At 73.1% G+C, this 16,869-nt stretch carries 13 protein-coding genes; 3 read left to right on the top strand and 10 right to left on the bottom strand.

Features of this window, described 5'->3' with window-relative positions:
* Nucleotides 1-639: 639 nt before the first annotated feature.
* From Afe05nite_RS15295 to Afe05nite_RS15315, 5 genes are all read right to left on the bottom strand, one after another.
* Complete coding sequence (locus Afe05nite_RS15295) at nucleotides 640-1,692, bottom strand: hypothetical protein (protein WP_203817765.1); 1,053 nt, start codon at nucleotides 1,690-1,692, stop codon at nucleotides 640-642.
* Nucleotides 1,689-2,849: a glycosyltransferase 87 family protein gene (locus Afe05nite_RS15300; RefSeq protein WP_203817766.1), complete on the bottom strand. Its 1,161-nt coding sequence runs from the start codon at nucleotides 2,847-2,849 to the stop codon at nucleotides 1,689-1,691. Before Afe05nite_RS15300 ends, Afe05nite_RS15295 begins: the two co-directional genes overlap by 4 nt.
* A gap of 37 nt (nucleotides 2,850-2,886) precedes the next feature.
* Nucleotides 2,887-3,387 carry a sortase domain-containing protein gene (locus Afe05nite_RS15305; RefSeq protein ID WP_203817767.1) on the bottom strand — a complete coding sequence of 167 codons (501 nt, stop codon included), beginning with the start codon at nucleotides 3,385-3,387 and terminating at the stop codon, nucleotides 2,887-2,889.
* Between the two features lie 80 nt (nucleotides 3,388-3,467).
* Nucleotides 3,468-7,979 carry a PAS domain S-box protein gene (locus Afe05nite_RS15310; protein ID WP_203817768.1) on the bottom strand — a complete coding sequence of 1,504 codons (4,512 nt, stop codon included), beginning with the start codon at nucleotides 7,977-7,979 and terminating at the stop codon, nucleotides 3,468-3,470.
* A 42-nt stretch (nucleotides 7,980-8,021) separates the two neighbouring features.
* Nucleotides 8,022-9,356: a jacalin-like lectin gene (locus tag Afe05nite_RS15315; protein ID WP_203817769.1), complete on the bottom strand. Its 1,335-nt coding sequence runs from the start codon at nucleotides 9,354-9,356 to the stop codon at nucleotides 8,022-8,024.
* 114 nt (nucleotides 9,357-9,470) lie between these two features.
* On the opposite strand from Afe05nite_RS15315, the gene Afe05nite_RS15320 reads away from it, so the two are divergent.
* Nucleotides 9,471-11,309 carry a phosphatase PAP2 family protein gene (locus Afe05nite_RS15320; RefSeq protein WP_203817770.1) on the top strand — a complete coding sequence of 613 codons (1,839 nt, stop codon included), beginning with the start codon at nucleotides 9,471-9,473 and terminating at the stop codon, nucleotides 11,307-11,309.
* Between the two features lie 87 nt (nucleotides 11,310-11,396).
* Nucleotides 11,397-11,927 (top strand): O-acetyl-ADP-ribose deacetylase, encoded by a 531-nt coding sequence (locus Afe05nite_RS15325; RefSeq protein ID WP_203817771.1) that lies wholly within the window; start codon nucleotides 11,397-11,399, stop codon nucleotides 11,925-11,927.
* Between the two features lie 115 nt (nucleotides 11,928-12,042).
* Here Afe05nite_RS15325 and Afe05nite_RS43755 read toward each other — a convergent pair whose 3' ends face one another.
* Complete coding sequence (locus Afe05nite_RS43755) at nucleotides 12,043-12,465, bottom strand: DUF3253 domain-containing protein (RefSeq protein ID WP_239117833.1); 423 nt, start codon at nucleotides 12,463-12,465, stop codon at nucleotides 12,043-12,045.
* Nucleotides 12,466-12,469: 4 nt separating this feature from the next.
* Nucleotides 12,470-13,717 (bottom strand): L-2-hydroxyglutarate dehydrogenase, encoded by a 1,248-nt coding sequence (gene lhgD / locus Afe05nite_RS15335; protein WP_239117834.1) that lies wholly within the window; start codon nucleotides 13,715-13,717, stop codon nucleotides 12,470-12,472.
* Between the two features lie 200 nt (nucleotides 13,718-13,917).
* On the opposite strand from lhgD, the gene Afe05nite_RS15340 reads away from it, so the two are divergent.
* Nucleotides 13,918-15,309, top strand: a complete 1,392-nt coding sequence (locus Afe05nite_RS15340; RefSeq protein WP_203817773.1) for an alpha/beta fold hydrolase — start codon at nucleotides 13,918-13,920, stop codon at nucleotides 15,307-15,309.
* A 190-nt stretch (nucleotides 15,310-15,499) separates the two neighbouring features.
* On the opposite strand, the gene Afe05nite_RS15345 is transcribed toward Afe05nite_RS15340, so the two are convergent.
* The 3 genes from Afe05nite_RS15345 to Afe05nite_RS15355 form a co-directional block, all read right to left on the bottom strand.
* Nucleotides 15,500-15,874 carry a hypothetical protein gene (locus Afe05nite_RS15345; protein ID WP_203817774.1) on the bottom strand — a complete coding sequence of 125 codons (375 nt, stop codon included), beginning with the start codon at nucleotides 15,872-15,874 and terminating at the stop codon, nucleotides 15,500-15,502.
* Between the two features lie 202 nt (nucleotides 15,875-16,076).
* Nucleotides 16,077-16,289: a hypothetical protein gene (locus Afe05nite_RS15350; protein WP_203817775.1), complete on the bottom strand. Its 213-nt coding sequence runs from the start codon at nucleotides 16,287-16,289 to the stop codon at nucleotides 16,077-16,079.
* 338 nt (nucleotides 16,290-16,627) lie between these two features.
* Nucleotides 16,628-16,869, bottom strand: a 242-nt coding sequence (locus Afe05nite_RS15355; protein ID WP_203817776.1) for a hypothetical protein, incomplete at its 5' end; no start/stop codon positions are given.

Below are 16,869 nucleotides of genomic sequence, written 5' to 3' on the forward strand. Positions count from 1 at the left end.
CAAAGCAGGCCGCCACCTTCGGTCGCGCTCCACGGCGGGAATGGTTGGAATGGCGGTTCGAGCCGGCGCGGCAACGCAGGCTGCCCTCTACGGCCGAGCCGGCGCGGTGGGATCGGCGGGCACCTTCGGTCGAGCATGTGCGGCGAGGCGGGTCCGCGCGTTGGGTCGGGGTCTGCGTGGTGGAGGGGCTCGCGTGATGGGTCGAGCCGGCGCGGCTAGGCAAGCCGGCGAGCCGGGCGAAACGGCCGGGGCGGGCGAAACGGCCGGAAGAGCCAAGCGGCCGGAACAGCGAAACAGCCGGAACAGCGAAACAGCCGGAACAGCGAAACAGCCGGAACAGCGAAACAGCCGGGACAGCGAAACGGCCGGAAGGGTGAAGCGGGGCGGCTGGAGAGAAGGCAGGACGACAGTGCGGATGTCCGCCGTTGTTGAACGCGTTATTCCTTTAGGTGGGTCGTTCCGAAATTTCACCTGCAACACGCTGCGGATGATGTAAATGGACCGGCGATGCGCTGTCGGAGCATGTGACTGCCGACGAGGGTTCTTATTCGGCGGGGACGTTGACAGCATCGGGAAATAGGCGAGACGAAGGGAGGGTTGTGCTTTTCGGGCGGATGTTTGGTGGGGGGAGATGTTTCGCTAGGAGGGCTGCGGGCTCAGCGGGAGGTGGGGCGCGGTGGAGGGCTTCGCTGCTTTTACGGTGGCCAGGAGGAGTAGGGCCAGGCAGGTGAGTGAGCCCCAGACGATCCAGTTGCCGGAGGCGGCCAGCAAGGCCAGGTAGCCGATGGCGGCGGCCAGGGGCAGCCGGCGGGTCGAGAGGGTGACCAGGAGCAACGACGCCACGGCTACGGGGAAGAAGTAGTAGGGGTAGTAAACCGGGTCGGTGGCCACTCGGAGCAAGGTGGCGGCCAGCGGGACGATGGCTACGGCCTGCGGGACGGTGCGGCAGAGCCGGGCGACGAGCGCCACGCCGGCGGCTACGGCGGCGCCCTGGGCCAGCCGGAAGGACCAGGTGACGTCGGGCAGGCCGAGCAGGGTCGGCAGGGTGCCGGCGCTGATTCCCCAGCGCTGGGCGAACATCGCGAAGTGTCCGGTCAGGACGAACGGCAGGTAGCAGGCGACGCCGAGGGCGGCGGCCAGGGCGCCGGTCGGCAGGGCGCGGCGCAGCGGAGCGGCGGCGAGCAGGCACGGAACACCGAGAATCGCCCAGGGGGCGACCGCGACGGCGAGGGCGAGCAGCGTGGCGGCGGCGAGATTGCGGTCGCGGCGGGACTGCTTGACGGCGTACGCCCAAAGCAGTGGAATTGCCGTTTCCGCCGGATGCCCGTTCCAGGGCAGGGCGGTCGCGACCCACATCAGCGCCAGTCCCCCGCCGACCGCCTCGCGCGGCAGGCTGCCCCGGCAGCACCACATGGTGCCGGCGACGAAGGCGGCACCGACGGCGGCGGCGAGCGGGATAGACGGGGTGCCGTCGCGCCCGGCGCCGATCACGAGCAACCGGCTGATCAGCAGCTGGACCGGTCCCGCCTGGTTCCACGCCTCGGCGTAGACCTCGGCGAACCGGCCGTGCAGCAGCCGGGAGGCGGCCGCCGCGAAGGCGGTGAGGTCCGGCGGTACGCCACGGGTGACGACCGCCAGCACGGCACCGACGACCGCGGCGAACAGCAGGCGGAAGCGGACCACCAGGTTCACGCGGGCACCGCCACGGCGCGGCGGACCCGGGCGGTGCGTACGCCGCCCACCGGCGTGGCCAGCAGGGCGGCGAGGAGCAGGACCTCGGCCGCGACGAGCCAGGTCTGCCCGTCGTACTGCCAGCCGAAGATGAGCAGCATGTACTGGCCGGGCAGGGCCAGCAGGGCCAGACCGGGCACGAAACGCGCCCAGATCCGGGCCGGCAGGCGGTGCACCACCAGGAAGAGCAGGACCCCGGCGTACGCGATGAGCAGGAAGTGGACCTCGGAGATGGCCCCCGCCAGGAACGTCGCGAGGAGCAGGACGTTGCCGAGCCACACCGGCGAGAGCCGGTGGCCGCCGCCGCGCCCGACCCGCCACAGCAGGGCGGCGACGACGGCGAGCGCCGCGACGACACCGACCGCGGGCGGGAGGTGCCGGCCCTCGGCCCAGCCGCGCAGCGAAAGGTTGTTGACCGCGTTCCCGCCGTGCAGGTTGGTGCCGCCGACGACGTAGCGCAGGACGTGCGGGAAGTCCGTGCCGCCCGGGACGAGCAGCATCGACAACGCCAGCAGCGCGCCGGCCGGCAGCATCGTGCGCAGCAGCACCCGGAACCGGCCGTGCCGGATCGGCACCAGCAGAAGCGGCACGAGCAGTGGTTTGACCAGCAGCGTCGCGGCGAGCAGCGCGCAGCCGAGGGTCCACCGGCGGTGGTGGAAGGCGAGCAGGACGCCGACGGCGGCGGGCACCAGCAGTTCACTGAGGTTGCCGAGGAACAGCGACCGGGTGGCGGCGGCCCCGCCGAGCAGGCCGAACAGGGCGACCCCGAAGATCGCCAGCCGGTGCGGCCGGGGTGCGGCGCGGGCCACGAGCAGCCCGGCCAGCAGCAGCGCGGCGACCCCGGCAAGCGTCCAGCCGACCGCCGCGGCCGACGCCGGGCCGAGGGCGGTGGGCAGCAGCAGGACCGCCGCGGTGGGCGGGTAGACGAAGAGTGGGTCGGTGAAGACCGAGGCGCCGTGCAGCAGGTCGAGGGCGGCGCGGCGCAACGGCAGGAAGTCCAGGCCGGGCACGACCGGGCCGCGGAGCCGGAGATAGAGCTCCTGCCCGGCGAAGACCGCCGCCACCATGATCAGCAGCAGCGCCCGCGTTCGCGGCGGCACCCGGCGCAGAGGATTCACGCCCGGACTGTTCGGCCGTGCCGGACCCGGCTCTGAGTCAGTCCTCCGGCAGCAACCGAGTCGACACCACAAGGCTCCGATCCTGCGCCCCGCCGACCGTGAGCAGGGTCAGGGTGGCCTGGTCGGGCGGCCCGTAGGTGTGGTCGGCGGGCAGCGCCTCGGCCGGGTAGACGCCGACCCCGACGACCACGAAGCGCGCTGTGACGTGGTCGGCCCGGCGCACCTCCAGCCGGTCACCCGGGCGCAGCAGCCGCAGGCGGTAGAAGACGGCGGGGGCGCCGGCGGCCGAGATCGCGTGCCCCGCGATCAGCGACGGGCCCAACTCGCCCGGGGTGCGGGTCTCGCGCAGCCAGCCGGCGGGGGCGTCGCCGAGTGCGGGCGGCAGGTCGAGGGTCCGGTCGGCGCGCAGGCCGATCGGCGCCACGGTGGTGCTGATCCCGATGGCCGGGACCGCCAGCCGCACCGGCATGGACGGCGCGAGCACGCGGAACTCACGCAGGCCGGCGGCGGGCGCCGGCGGGAAATAGCTCTCAGTCATGGCGGCGTCTCCCCGGAGCGCGGCTGGGACGACACCGCCCCGCTCGACGCTAGCGCCCCGCTTGCCCCATCGGAACGGTTCTATCCGTGATCAGTCAGAACGCGCGCGGTCTCCAGGGTGACGACGAACCGGGAACCGCCCGCCGGGTTGGGCTCGTGGTGGATGTCGCCGTGGTTGGCGTGGGCGAGGCCCTGCACGATGTAGAGGCCGAGCCCGGTGCCCTTGACGCTGCTCGCCTGGTCGCGGTCGGCCCGGGTGAGCCGCTCGAACAGGTGCGGCCGGAACTCCTCGGGTACCCCCGGCCCGGCGTCCTCGACCTGCACGCTGGCGTGGCCGAACCCGTCGCCGAGCAGCCGCATCGCGGTGGCGCCCCCGCCGTACTTGGCCGCGTTGGACAACAGGTTGGTCAGGATCTGCTGGAGGTGGCCGGGGTGGCAGAGCACCCGGGCGTCGGCGCCGGCGATCAGGATGTGCTCGAGGTCCATCGCGGCGAGCGCCCGGGCCACCTCGTCACGCAGGGACAGCTCCCGGCGGGTGGCGTTGATCGTGCCGGCGTCGATGCTGACCATGGCGAGCACCTCGCGGACGATCTCGTCGAGCCGGGCCGCCTGGCGGCTGATCGCGTCGACGGACCGTTCGCGGCGGGCCTCGTCGAGACCCGGCGGGTTGTCGCAGAGCAGCTCGGCGTAGCCGCGGATGGACTGCAGCGGGTTGCCGATCTCGTGGCCGAGCATCCCGATGATGTCGAGCTTCATGTTGTTGGCCGCCTCGAGCTCGCTGTTGCGCTCACCGAGCGCGGCGGCGGCGGCGTCCCGGGCCCGTTCGGCCGCCCGGCGCGCCGAGATGTCGGTGACCACGCCGATGATGTTCTTGGGCCGGCCGGTCTCGTCGCGCACCAGCGAGATGGTGGCGGACACCTCGACCCAGTGGCCGTCGGCATGCCGCAGCCGGCCCTCGTGGGTGTAGGCGGCGGCCTCCCCGGCGAACAGTCCGGCGATCTCCTGCCGGCCGTTGACGAAGTCGCTCGGGTGCACGAGTTCGGTGACGACGACCCGGACCAGCTCCTCGGGGGCGCGGCCCAGCATGGCCGCGAACGCCGGGTTGACCTGCAGGCGGGTGCCGTCGAGGTTGCTGATGACCTGCCCGGCGGCCGAGTTGGTGAACTGGGCGCGGAACCGCTGCTCGCTCTCGGCGAGGGCCTTCTCGGCGGCGCGGGCCGCGGTCACGTCGGTGTTGATCTCGAGGATCTGCGGTTCGGCCCCGGCGTCCGGGCGGTGCAGCACCTGACGGCTGGAGACACTGACCGTCCGTCCGTCGGCGGTCAGATGCTCCAGCGAGCCGTTCCAGTAGCCGTCGCGGTCGAGGCTGTCCCGGAGCTCCTCCTCCCCCGCCCCGCCGGCCAGGCCGGTGGCGAGCAGCCGGTGCGTCTTGCGACCGCGCGCGACACCGAGCGGCCAGCCGTACATCGCCTCGGCGCCCGCGTTCCACCAGCGGATGGTTCCGTCGAGGTCGCGCACGATGACGGCGGCCGGGATGAGCTCCAGCAGCCGGGCCTGGCGGCGCAGTTCGGCGTCGGCGGCCCGCTTGGCGGTGATGTCCTCGACCTGGCTGACGATGTACATCGGGCGGCCGTGGTCGTCGTGGACGGGTGCCCCGGCCATCGCCACCCACACGGTGTGCCCGTCCTTGTGCCGGTAGCGCATCTCGGCCCGGTACGGGGCGAAGCCGGTGGCGAACGCGTCGCGCACCACCTCGTCGGGGGGCACGTCGGCCGGATGCAGCAGGTCCTTGTAGGTCATCCGGGTGAGCTCGGCGCCGCGGTAGCCGGTGATGGCCGTCATCGCGGGATTGACCTGCAGATATCGCCCGCGGTCGGCCTCGTCCATGCTGATCAGGGTGAGGCCCAGCGGGGAGCTCTCGAAGGCCAGCCGGAACCGGGTCTCGCTGGCCTCGAGGGCGGCGAGCGCGCCGGTCCGCTCGGCGAGCAGGACGGCGTTGCGCTCGGCGTCGTCGGCGTGCCGCAACGCCGAGCTGAGGCTGTCGGCGAGCAGGGCGAGTTGCTGCTCGTCGGTCTCGTCGAAGACGTGCGGCCGGGCGGCCGAGATCTTCAGGCAGCCGATGACCCGGTTCTCGGCGTGCAGCGGGGCGATCATCATCGAGCCGATGCCGAGCCGCTCGCAGGCCGCCCGGTCGACGCGCGGGTCGTCGGTGGTGTCGGCGCAGTGCGCGGGCGCGTCGGCGACCAGGACGCGCCCGCTCAGCGAGCCGGCGATGGTGACGCGGTAGCCGGCGGCCCCGGCCAGGCTGCCGGCGGTGGCCTCGTAGTAGAGCTCGTCGCCGTCGATCAGCTCGACCGCGGAGCCGTCGGCCGCCTCGAACCCGGCGACGGCCTGCTCGGCGACCACTCGCAGGGCGGCGTCCCGGTCCGCCGCCGCGGCCGTGACCAGGCGCTGCAGGGCGAGGGTGGCGCGCAGCCGGTGCACCTGGCGCTCGCGGGACGCGGCGGCGGCCCGCTCGGCGGTGATGTCCTGCAGCTGCACGAGGCGCCAGCGCCGGCCGGCCGGGCCGGGGATCAGCGCCAGCGTGACCCGGGTCCAGCAGACCTCGCCGTCGGGGCGGCGCAGCCGGGCGTCGTAGCAGACGTCCTGGGCGCCGCGCAGCAGCGCGAGCCGGCCGAGGGTGGCCTCGTCGAGGTCGGCCGGGTCGGTGATCTCCCGGTGGGTGAGCCCGACCAGTTCGGCCCGCGGGCGGCCGGTGAGCGCGGCGGCGGACGGGTTGGCGCGCTGGAACCGGCCGTGCTCGTCGGCGATGAGCAGGCCGATCGGGCAGCCGTCGAAGGCGGTGCGGAACTGCTCCTCGCTGCGGGCCAGGTCGGCCCGCGCCTGCCGCTCGGCGGTGATGTCGAGCAGTTCCACCACGGCGGACTGCGGGCCTTGGTCGTCGGTGATGGCCACCAGGTGGACGGCGACGATGACCACGGTGCCGTCGGCGCGGCGCAGCTCGGCCTCCCGGGCCGGGCGCTCCCGGCCGGGTTCGGTGTCGGCGTCGCCGGCGGCCAGGGCGAGCACCGGCAGATGGACGGCGGCGATCTGCTCGGCGCGGTAGCCGAGCAGGTGCAGGAAGGCCGGGTTGGCGAGCTGGATGCGGCCCCGCTCGGGACCGCGCAACCCGATCACGATCTTGGGGACCGGGGTGTGCTCGAAGACCTCGGCGAACCGGCGCTCGCTGCGCGCCAGCCGGTCCAACGCGGCCAGCACCGCGGTGCGCTCGGTCTCCAGGGCCTCGACCGCGGCGGTGGAACGGCGCAGCAGCTCCTGCTTGTGGGCGGTGTCGTCGGCCTGCCGCAGCGCCCCGGCGAGAGCGTCGGCGAGCAGGTTGAGCTGCTGTTCGGCGGCGGCGTCGAAGGCGTCGGTGCGCCGGCTGGCCACGACGAGCAGGCCGAGCGTGCCGTCCGGGGTGCGCAGCGGGGCCAGCAGCAGCGAGCGGGTGCCGGTGGCGGCGCTGAACCCCTCGCCGCGCGGGTCGGCGGCGGCGTCGCCGGTGCGGACCGTCAACCCGCCGACGATCGCCGGTTCGGCCAGTGAGCCGGCGATCCGCAGCACCGGGATGGCGCGCTCGTGCAGGGCACCGGTGCCGGCCACCGCCCGCAACGTCGCGCCGTCCGGCTCGATCAGCAGCACCACCGCCGAGTCGCCGGCCGGCAGCACCTGCAGGGCACGATCGGCCATCAGCCGGAGCACGGAACGCCGGTCGGTCGCGGCCGCGGTCACCTCACGCTGCACGGCGATGGTGGTACGCAACCGCTCGGCTTCCCGGGCCGCCGTCTCGTCGGCGAGTTTGCGGGCGGTGATGTCCTCGCACTGCAACAGCCGGCCGGTGGTGCCGTCGGCGCCGGGGATGCCGGTCAGACTGACCCGGGCCCAGATGACGCGCCCGTCCGAGCGTACGTATCGCTTGTCGAAGGCCGAGACCGCGCCCGCCTCCGCGCCCACCCGCCGGTTCTCATGCTCGCTCTCGGTGCGGTCGTCGGGATGGGTGAACTCGAGAAAGTTGTGCCCGACCAGCTCGGCGGCGGGCCGGCCGAGCAGTTCCTCGAAGGCCGGGTTGACCCGGTGGATCACGCCGTCGCCACCGGCCATCACCGCACCGAGCGGGCTCGCGGCGAACGCCGCGCGGAACTGCGCCTCGCTGCGCAGCAACGCCTCCCGGGTGGCCACGGCGGCGGACCGGTCGACGATCTGCAGGAAGAACTGGTTGTCCGCGGGCAGCAGGCTGACCGCCAGCAGGCACGGCACCACCCGTCCGTCCTTGCCCACCAGCCGCACCTGGGACTGGTAGCCGCCGGCCCGGCCGGCGAGCAGCTCGGCTCGGCGCTCGCGCTCGCCGTCGCGGTCCTCGGGATGGACCACGGCGGCGACGCCGAGCTCGGCCAGCTCGTCGGCGGTATAGCCGAGCAGCGCCGTGACCACGGGGTTCACCCGCAGCCAGGCGCCATCGGGGGCGGACACGGCCATGCCGATCGGCGAGGAGTCGAAAACCGCGCGGAACCGCGCCTCGCTCTCGGCCGGCCGATCCAGGTAGCCGACGCTCACATGAGTCCGTTCGGCGGGTACCCGCGAGATGTGAGCCGCAGGCTACCGCTTGGTGTAGATGAAGCCGATCTTGTCGACCTCGTCGCCCGCCCGGCCGTGGAAGCCGGCCACCTGCCAGCCGCCCGGCGCGGTCCGGGTCACGCAGTCCGCCGTCGTCGTGCCGCCGCTCAGGGTCCGGCCGGCGGTCGTGGTGAACTCGGCGTAGAAGATCCGCGTGGTGTTGCTGGACCTGCCCTGGCAGAGCTTGACCGCGGTGACGTACTCGCCGTCGGCGAGGGTGAGCGATTTCGCCGTGCCGCCGGTCCCGCCGTGCCCGAGCACGGTGCCGGTGGTCAGGGTCAGGCCGAGCTGATCGACCCGGCTGCCCGCCCGCAGGCTGATCGCGCGCACCCGCGCCGCCGCCGGGACCCGGTCGATGTCGGTGTAGTAATCGCCGTGCGGGCCGCCGAACTGCTCGCTCTGCTGGTAGGCCGCGTTCGCCGACCAGGCGAACTTGACGCTCACCGGGTCGTGGTCGCTGAGCATCAGCCCGGTGCCGTCCTCGAGGAACGCGGCATGCTCGTTGTGGTAGTCGGTGGCGTCGAGGGTGACGAGCCGGCTGCCGCGGTAGAGGACCTTGTCCACCACCTCGCAGGTGTCGGTGATGGCGGTGCCGTCGCAGAGCAGCGGGTCGGTGCCCTTGACCGGAGCCACCCCGGCCCGCTCGACCTTCACCCACGCGTCGGTGAGCCCGTTCGCCGCGGTGAACTCGGCGATGGTGTCCTGCGCCCGCGTGTACCGGGTGTTCGAGTCACCCATGACGATCACCGCGTTGCCCGCCGAGTGCGTGGCGATGAACGCGCTGAGCTGGTTGAGGTTGTCGGCCCGGCTCGCCAGGTCGCCGTCGTTGGTGCCGGCGTTGGTGTGGATGTTGTACAGGTCCACGTAGGTGCCCTCGGCCAGGCGCTGCCGCATGAAGGTGAAGCCCTTCGGGGTCAGGCAGTCCCCGGAGTCGAGCTGGCAGGAGTTCCAGCGCACCCGCTCGAAGTCGTCGGCGTCGTACGAGTAGTTCGACAGCGTGTTCAGTCCACTGCCGATGGCCGCGCCACCACTGGTCGGCGTCCGAACCGGGTGCGTGTCCGCAGCGTACAGGTTGGCGTGGTAGTTGAAGTCTTCCTGCACGTGGACGATGTCGTAGGCGGCGAGCCGCCGGCCGATGGCGGTGGTAGCCGAAGCGCGCGGGGTGGGCGCGCTGGACACGATCTCCGGCAGGCCGGCGACGTTGTAGGACAGTGCGGTGAAGGTGCCGCCGCTCGCGGCCGACGCGGGTTCAGCGGTGACGACAAGGGTTCCGGCGCCGATCAGGGCAGCCGCCAGAATTGCCTGGGTACGCGACATGTACCGGAGAGTAGGGTTTGACTGAGGTCGATGGGAAGGCGTTGGCTCAAGATTCACAAAGCGACCAGCGGGCGTTCGCCGTCTCGTCCCCGGAGCGGCAGAAGATCTTCGGACATGCCCCCCATCTCCCGTCGCACCCTGCTGGGCGCGCTGGCCGCCGCCCCGATCGTGCTCAGCGCCCGGCCCTCATTCGCCTCGGCCGGCTCGTTCGCCTCTTCGGACTCCGGCGCCGCCTTCGTCGACAGCTACCGGACGAACGTCCCCACCAACCTCACGGCCGACACCAACGCGGCCGTCCGGATCCTCGGCGGCATGCGGCGGGTCTGGCAGACCGGCACCGCCTGGAACACCGGCACCGTGCTCGACGAGGCCACCCTCCGGGCCAACCTGCGCTACTGCGTACGGGTCACCTCGCACCGCAGCGCCGACGACGAGGCCCGCGCGTTCATCCAGGACCGGCAGCACCAGTCGTACGCCGTGCTCACCGGCCTCGGCCCGCTCGCCCCGATGTACAAGGCCGGCGCGCTGGCCGTCACCAGCATCACCACCGCCCCGACCGGCACCCCGGCCACCAAGATCGATGACGCCGTCCCGCCCGGCGCCCCGGCCGGCTCGGCCATCGGCGCCGGCTCCCCCACCTCCGCGCTCGGCCAGGTGGTGACGCTGGTCAACACGGTCCGCGGCACGTACTCCTCAGGAAACCCGAGCAAGGCCGCCTACCAGTACCCCCGCCCGTGGCGGATGAACGCGAACAGCCAGGTGGCCGACACCGGCGAACTCGACGAGCTCGGCTACCCGATCTACGACTCGCCGGTCGAGGTGGTGCCGCAACTGCTGCGCCAGCGCAGCACCACCCCGGCCGACGACGGCGGCTTCCCCAGCGGGCACACGAACGCTTTCCACCTGGCCGCGCTTGCTTACGCGTACGCCGTTCCCGAGCGCTTCCAGGAGCTCGTGACGGCCGCCTTCGACCTCGCCGAGACCCGCATCGTGGCCGGCATGCACTCCCCCGCCGACGTGATCGGCGGCCGCATCCTGGCGACGGCCCTGGCCGCGGCGATCCTCAACGACCCGGCCAACGCCGAACTGAAGGCCGCCGCCCGGGCTCAGGCTCAGGCTTACTTCCCGCCGCAGCCCGCCACGACCGCCGCCGAGCGGGCCGCCGGCGAGCGCCTGGTCACCCCGAAACTGACGTACGGCCTGCCGCGCGGCCGCTCGACCGCCCCGATGACGGTGCCGAAGGGCGCCGAGGTGCTGCTCGAGACCCGCCAGCCCTACCTGACGGCGGCCCAGCGCCGCGAAGTCCTGCGCACCACCGCCCTCGGCGCCGGCTGGCCACTGCTGGACGGCCCGGAGCACTGGGGCCGGCTGAACCTGTTCGCCGCCGCCGACGGGTACGGCGCCTTCGACCACGACGTGGTCGTCACCCTCTCCGCCTGGGTTCCGGGTGCCGGGTCCTCGGGCGCCGGGTCCTCGGGCGCCGGGTTCGCGGGTGCTGACAGTTGGCGCAACGACATCGGCGGGTGCGGCGGCCTGACCAAGGCCGGCACCGGCTCGCTCACCCTGACCGGCCACAACTCCTACCGCGGCGGCACCACGGTGGCGGGCGGCGTCCTGACCGCGGCTTCCCGGACGGCGCTGGGCACCGGTGACGTGACGGTGGCGGGCGGCACGCTGCGGGTGACCGAGGCGTTGCGGGTGGCCGGTTCCTACCGCCAACACTCCGGCACGCTGGCGACCCACGGCCATGGCACTGTGCTCGACGTGCACGGCAACGCCACCCTGGGCGCCGGGAGTGTCCTGGAAGTGCACGGCGACCCGGGCCGGGACGTGACGGTCCTGCGGGCCTGCCGCGTCTCGGGCAGATTCGCGAAGGTGGTGACGCCGCCCGGACTGAAGGCCACGGTCGGCTATTCGCGTACGGCCGTGACGGTCCGCCTCCGCCGAGGCTGACGCCTGTCGAATCTCGGTGGAACGGCCGAGCCCGATAGGCCAGGATCCGGATCGGACTCATGCCGACCGGACCGGAAGGGCAACGCCGTGCGGATCGAACTGGTGACCGGCGACATCACCGCCGAGCAGGTCGACGTGATCGTCAACGCGGCCAACTCGTCCCTGCTCGGCGGCGGTGGCGTCGACGGCGCCATCCACCGCAGGGGCGGCCCGGCCGTCCTCGACGACTGCCGCGCCCTGCGAGCCGGCCACTACGGCCGCGGCCTCCCGACCGGCCAGGCGGTCGCCACCACCGCCGGGCGACTGCCCGCCCGGTGGGTGGTGCACACCGTCGGACCGGTGTTCAGCACCGACGAGGACCGAGCACCCCTGCTGCGCAGCTGCTACACCACGTCCCTGACGGTCGCCGCCACCCTGGGCGCACGCTCGATCGCCTTCCCGCTGATCTCGGCCGGCGTCTACCGCTGGCCGAAGGCGGACGCCGTGCTCCAGGCCTTGACCGCCCTGCACACCGAGTCACCCGGCATCCAGGTCGCCCGCCTCGTCCTCTTCGACGAGCCGACCTACCGCATCGCGGAACAGGTCTACGAGTCCTTCACTCCCCGGCCCGCCGGCTAGTTCTTCGCCCTCGCGGCCGGCTCGGGTTCTGCCCTCCCGGCCGGCTGGGGTTCTGCCCTCCCGGCCGGCTCGGGTTTCGTGGTGAAACGCACGCGGCCCCGCGGGCAGCGGCAACTCACCAGTTCGGGCCGCGCGCCAAGCGGATCGGGCCCACCGCTTCGGAGATGTCGACATCGGTGCCGTGTTGGCGGACCGTGATGACGCCGGATCCGGCCAGGTCGGCGGCTACCTCGCGGGCCGGGTGCATCAGGTCGCGCCAGGACTCGCCGCCGACGACTCGGGCCGCGTCGCTCGGGCAGATCGTGGACTCGGGTTTGCGGTGCCTGAGCAGGGCGCGCATGGTGGCGGCCAGGCGTGCTCCGAGGTCGCCGGGGTGGTGGCGGTGGCCCAGCGCCAGTTGGGCATCCTCGATGCGGGCGCCGGCCATGTCGGGGGCACTGGGGGCACTGGGGGCGGCGGCGCTTCGGCGGGCGGCGGTCAGCTCCGCCTCCAGTTCCCGGCGCAGTGGCTCCGGGATGCCGTCCGCACCGCGTCTCATGAAACTATTGTCGCTGCTCCTCGAGGATGTTCACGACATGCTCGGCGATGGCCATGCTGGAGGTCGCGGCGGGCGACGGCGCATTGCGTACGGCGGTGACCGTCCCCACCCGATGAATCCGGAAGTCGTCGACCAGGCTTCCGTCGCGGTCGAGCGCCTGAGCCCGGACCCCCGCGCCCGCCCGCACGACATCCCCCGCCCCGATCAGCGGCACATAACGGCGCGCCGCCCGCATGTAGGCCCGCACCGACAGCGAGCCGTAGATCTCCCGGACCCCGGTACGCCAGTGCTTGCCCGCCATCCGCCACGCACCCGGCCAACTGGCGATCCCGTAGACCTCACGCAGGGACAGGTCAGCGAGCCGGTACCCCTCCCGCGCCGTGGCCAGGACGGCATTGGGCCCCACCTCGACCGACCCGTCCACCCGCCGCGTGAAATGCACCCCCAGGAACGGATACCGCGGATCGGGTACGGGATAGATGAGCCCCCGGACCAGGTCCGCCTTGGCCCTCACCACCCGCATGTACGCACCCCGGAACGGCACGATCCGGGGCCCCGCCTCATCCCCGGCGAGTCCCGCGACGAGGTCGCTCTGCAGCCCGGCACAGACGATCAGCTCATCGACCGCAACGTCCCCACCAGCCGCCGCCGCTCCCCCGGAGGGCGCCACGGCACTCCGGTGGGGTGGCCGGGCGCTGATCAGCAAGCCACCGCCGGGCGCCGGGGTCACGCGGCGGACCGGGAAGTTCAGGCGGATCTCTCCGCCGGCCGCCTCGATCTCCTCGGCGAACGCGCGGGCGACGGCCACGTAGTCCGTGATGGCCGTCCGCGGCGAGTGGAGGGCGGCCAGGCCGGTGGCGTACGGCTCGAGGTCGCGGATCTCCGCCGGCCCGACCCGGCGCAGGCCCGGCACCGAGTTGGCGGCGGCCCGTTCGGCCAGGGCGTCCAGCCGGGTCACCTCGCCCGGGTCGACGGCGACCACGAGCTTGCCGCACTCGTCGTAGGGCAGCTTCCGCTCGAGGCAGTACTCCCGGAGCATCGATCTACCACGCGAGCACAGGCGTGCTTTGAGACTGCCGGGTTGGTAGTAGATCCCCGCGTGGACAACTCCAGAATTGTGGCCGGTCTGATGTGCAGCGACCCGGTCTTCCTTGTCGAACACCACGACCCGAGTTCCAGAACGGCGCAGGCCGAGTTCTCGTCCGATCGCCAGCCCGACGATCCCGGCCCCGACGATCCCGATAGTCCGCACGAAGCTCAATATGCCCGATCGGCCCACCGCGCGCATCGCCGGCGCACGCCAGGGGACGGTGCTCGCGGCAGCAACCCCTTCCCGGACCCGGCCTCGGCACGGCGATCCGACGATCACCGGGCGGGTGGCTTTTCCGAGCAAGGGCGCGGGCTTTCGGCGTACGGCCATAGGCTTGTTTTATGGGGTTAAAGGGTCTTTTGGTGGGTGTGTTGCTCGCGTCGACGTTGCCGAGCCCGGCGCAGGCCGCGGCGCGGGTGCCGACGCTGGACTGGAGCGACTGCGGCGACGGGATCTACCAGTGCACGCCCGCGCAGGTGCCGCTCGACTATCGGCGGCCCGGGGGAACGCAGGTCACGCTGCAACTGCGGCGCTGGCCGGCGGCCAAGCCGGCGACCCGGATCGGCACCCTGTTCATCTACGCGGGCGGCCCCGGCAGCTCCGGCTGGGACTGGGTGCAGACGTTCGCGTCGACGGTGACGGCGGAGCTGCGCGACCGGTTCGACATCGTCGGCCTCGACCCGCGCGGAGTGCACCGCAGTCAGCCGGTGACCTGCCTCGACCGGGACAGCTACGCGGCGGCATGGGCGCGGCCGGCCACCTTCGGCAACGCCGTGCGCAGCGCGCGGCAATGGAATCGCGCCTGCCGGGCCCACTCCGGCGAGCTGCTGCCCTACCTCGGCGCCGAATACCAGGCGCGCGACCTCGACCTGCTGCGCCGAGCCGTCGGCGACGACAAGCTGACCTATTTCGGCGGCTCCTACGCCACCTACGTCGGCACCGTCTACGCGAGCATGTTCCCGCGGCACACGCGCGCGATGGTCCTGGATTCCGGCTACGACCCGGACAAATACGCAAACGATCCCTACGCGTACGACTACGGTCAGTACCGCTCGACCGAGGCGGCGCTGAACCGCTTCCGGAAATGGTGCACGGCGACCCCGGCCGACTGCGCGTTCGCCCCGGCGACCCCGGCCCGGCTGCGCAAACTGCTGCGGGCCGGCGGCGCCCCGATGCTCGCCGAACTCACGTCCCGGCTGAACAGCGGCACCCGGCGCTGGTCCGCCCTCGGCACCGACCTGCACCTGGCGGAGTCCCGCACCGGCACGCTCACCGCCCCGCTCAGCCAGTCCGACACGGCGTTCAACGCGGTGAACGTCGCGGTCGAATGCGCCGACCGGGTCTACCCGCCGGGCCTGCCACAGCTGCGCGCCCGGCTGGCCGAAGTCGCAGCCGACTTCCCACTGACCGCACCCGGGATGGCTTACGGTCCGCCCGCCTACGACCAGACCCACGCCCCGGCCTGTCTGCAGTGGCCGGCCCCGCGACTGAGCCGCTACACCGGCCCGTACCGGGCGGACGGCTCAGCCCCGATCCTGGTCTCCGGCAACACCGGCGACCCGGACACCCCGTACGCCGACGCGGTCACCCTGTCCCGAACCCTGACGAACGGCCACCTGATCACCTGGGCGGGCGAGGGCCACACCGCCCGGCGCAAGAGCGCCTGCATGGAGGCCTACATGTACGAATACCTGCTGCGGTTGACCGTCCCACCGGCCGGAACGGTGTGTCGGGACGCCCCGATGCCGGGCTAGCTAGCTCCGCGCCGTCACAGTGGTTCCGGACCGCGCAAGCCGGCAGGGCCGCCCAATGGCCGGGGCTGGGCCGCCGGGCGGCCGGTCGGCCGGACCGGTGGGCCGCTGGAGCCGGGCCGGCGGGCCGAGCGGCTGAGGGCTGCCGGGCCGGTCAGCGAGACATTAGGGAATGGCGATCCCCGGCGGTGGATCAGGTTGGCGGGGTCAGGGTCAGGCCTTCGCCGGCCACCAGGTCTACGGCGCCGTTCCACCATGAGGCGCTGCCGTTCACGTAAAGGCACGGAGCTCGGGCGGTCAGGTCGTCGCGGAGGCGGGGCAGTTCGACACCGGGCATGAGCAGGCGGACCACTCGGCCGTCGTCGAACGGCAGGTCCCAGCCGAAGCGGCCGTCACGGTCGGCGGCCGGGTCGCGCCGTGGGTCGCCGGTGAGGGCGGCGACTCGATACCGGATGGGCACCTGGTCCATCTCGGCGGCGCGGCCTCGGACGGCGTCGAGGAAGGTCGCGAGATTCGCGGTGGCTAGATCCTCGCGGCCGTCGACGGGCTCGGTGCCTGGGTTGATCATGGTCTGACGGTAGGAGCTGGGGGGCGGGCCGACCTGCGGTCCGAGGTGGATCAGCCGGAAGAGGCGCGATCAGCGGGGCTCGGTACGTCGGGTTCCGTACGCCGGGACGGTCCTGCCTCGTACCAGAGTCCGCCGTACCCCTCGCCTGCGATGCCTTTGGATGTCTGTCACGTCGACCAGCCGCGCTGGCCGACGGCGTCGCTCAATGCGGCTGAGCGGCATCGGCGGGCAGCACGAACCGTAAGGCGCCGAGGGCGATCGCGCCGGGAAGCGAAGGCCCGACGAATACGCCGGTGAGCAACGGAAGTCCCCGGCGCGCGGCGAGGCGGCCGAGAACCGGCGGGCGGGCTGCCGGGTTGGTGCCGCCGCGGCCGACGAAGATGTCCCGCACGCCGGCCCGGGGTACGCCGAGCACGTCGGCAACCGCGCGGCGAACAACTCCTCGGCCGGCGTGCGGGGGTCGCCGTCGCCGGCTCGAGCGGCGAGGAATCGGAAGCCGGCGACCTACGGCGGCCAAGCTTGCCGTCGAGGGTCGGCGGCAACAAGTCCAATTGGACGAATGCCGGGTGTCCGGGCGGCACGACGACCGGGGCAGCGGGGAGGTCGGCACGCCGGGATGCCGTCGGTTCGCGGAGCGGATCGGGATCGCGGCGCGGATCGAAATCGCAGCACGTGGTCGCGCGCGGCTCAGGAATGCGGGAAGCCGGCGGCGCGTGGGGGCCGGCGGCGCGTGGGGGCCGGCGGCGCGTGGGGTCAGCCTCCGGCTAGGAAGAGCTGGCGCTGTTCTTCGGTGGCGGATGCGGACCGGAGGCCACGCGGCGGGTCGATGGCCACTGTCTCGACGATGGTGTCGGGCTGGACCAGGGGTGGGAGCGTGCCGAAGCGGGCCCGACGATCGCCCTGCGGGTCGGCGAGCGGCGGGTCGGCGAGCGGCGGGTCGGCGAGCGGCGGGTCGGCGAGCGGCGGGTCGGCGAGCGGCGGGTCGGCGAGCGGGT

This window comes from Paractinoplanes ferrugineus, assembly GCF_016862195.1.
In the GTDB taxonomy this organism is placed as follows: domain Bacteria; phylum Actinomycetota; class Actinomycetes; order Mycobacteriales; family Micromonosporaceae; genus Actinoplanes; species Actinoplanes ferrugineus.

Excerpts from the sequence above, each read along its gene's own strand:
- Afe05nite_RS15305 (WP_203817767.1), bottom strand. The coding sequence starts at position 3,387 with ATGACTGAGAGCTATTTCCCGCCGGCGCCCGCCGCCGGCCTGCGTGAG.
- Afe05nite_RS15315 (WP_203817769.1), bottom strand. The coding sequence starts at position 9,356 with ATGTCGCGTACCCAGGCAATTCTGGCGGCTGCCCTGATCGGCGCCGGA.
- Afe05nite_RS15320 (WP_203817770.1), top strand. The coding sequence starts at position 9,471 with ATGCCCCCCATCTCCCGTCGCACCCTGCTGGGCGCGCTGGCCGCCGCC.
- Afe05nite_RS43755 (WP_239117833.1), bottom strand. The coding sequence starts at position 12,465 with ATGAGACGCGGTGCGGACGGCATCCCGGAGCCACTGCGCCGGGAACTG.
- Afe05nite_RS15345 (WP_203817774.1), bottom strand. The coding sequence starts at position 15,874 with ATGATCAACCCAGGCACCGAGCCCGTCGACGGCCGCGAGGATCTAGCC.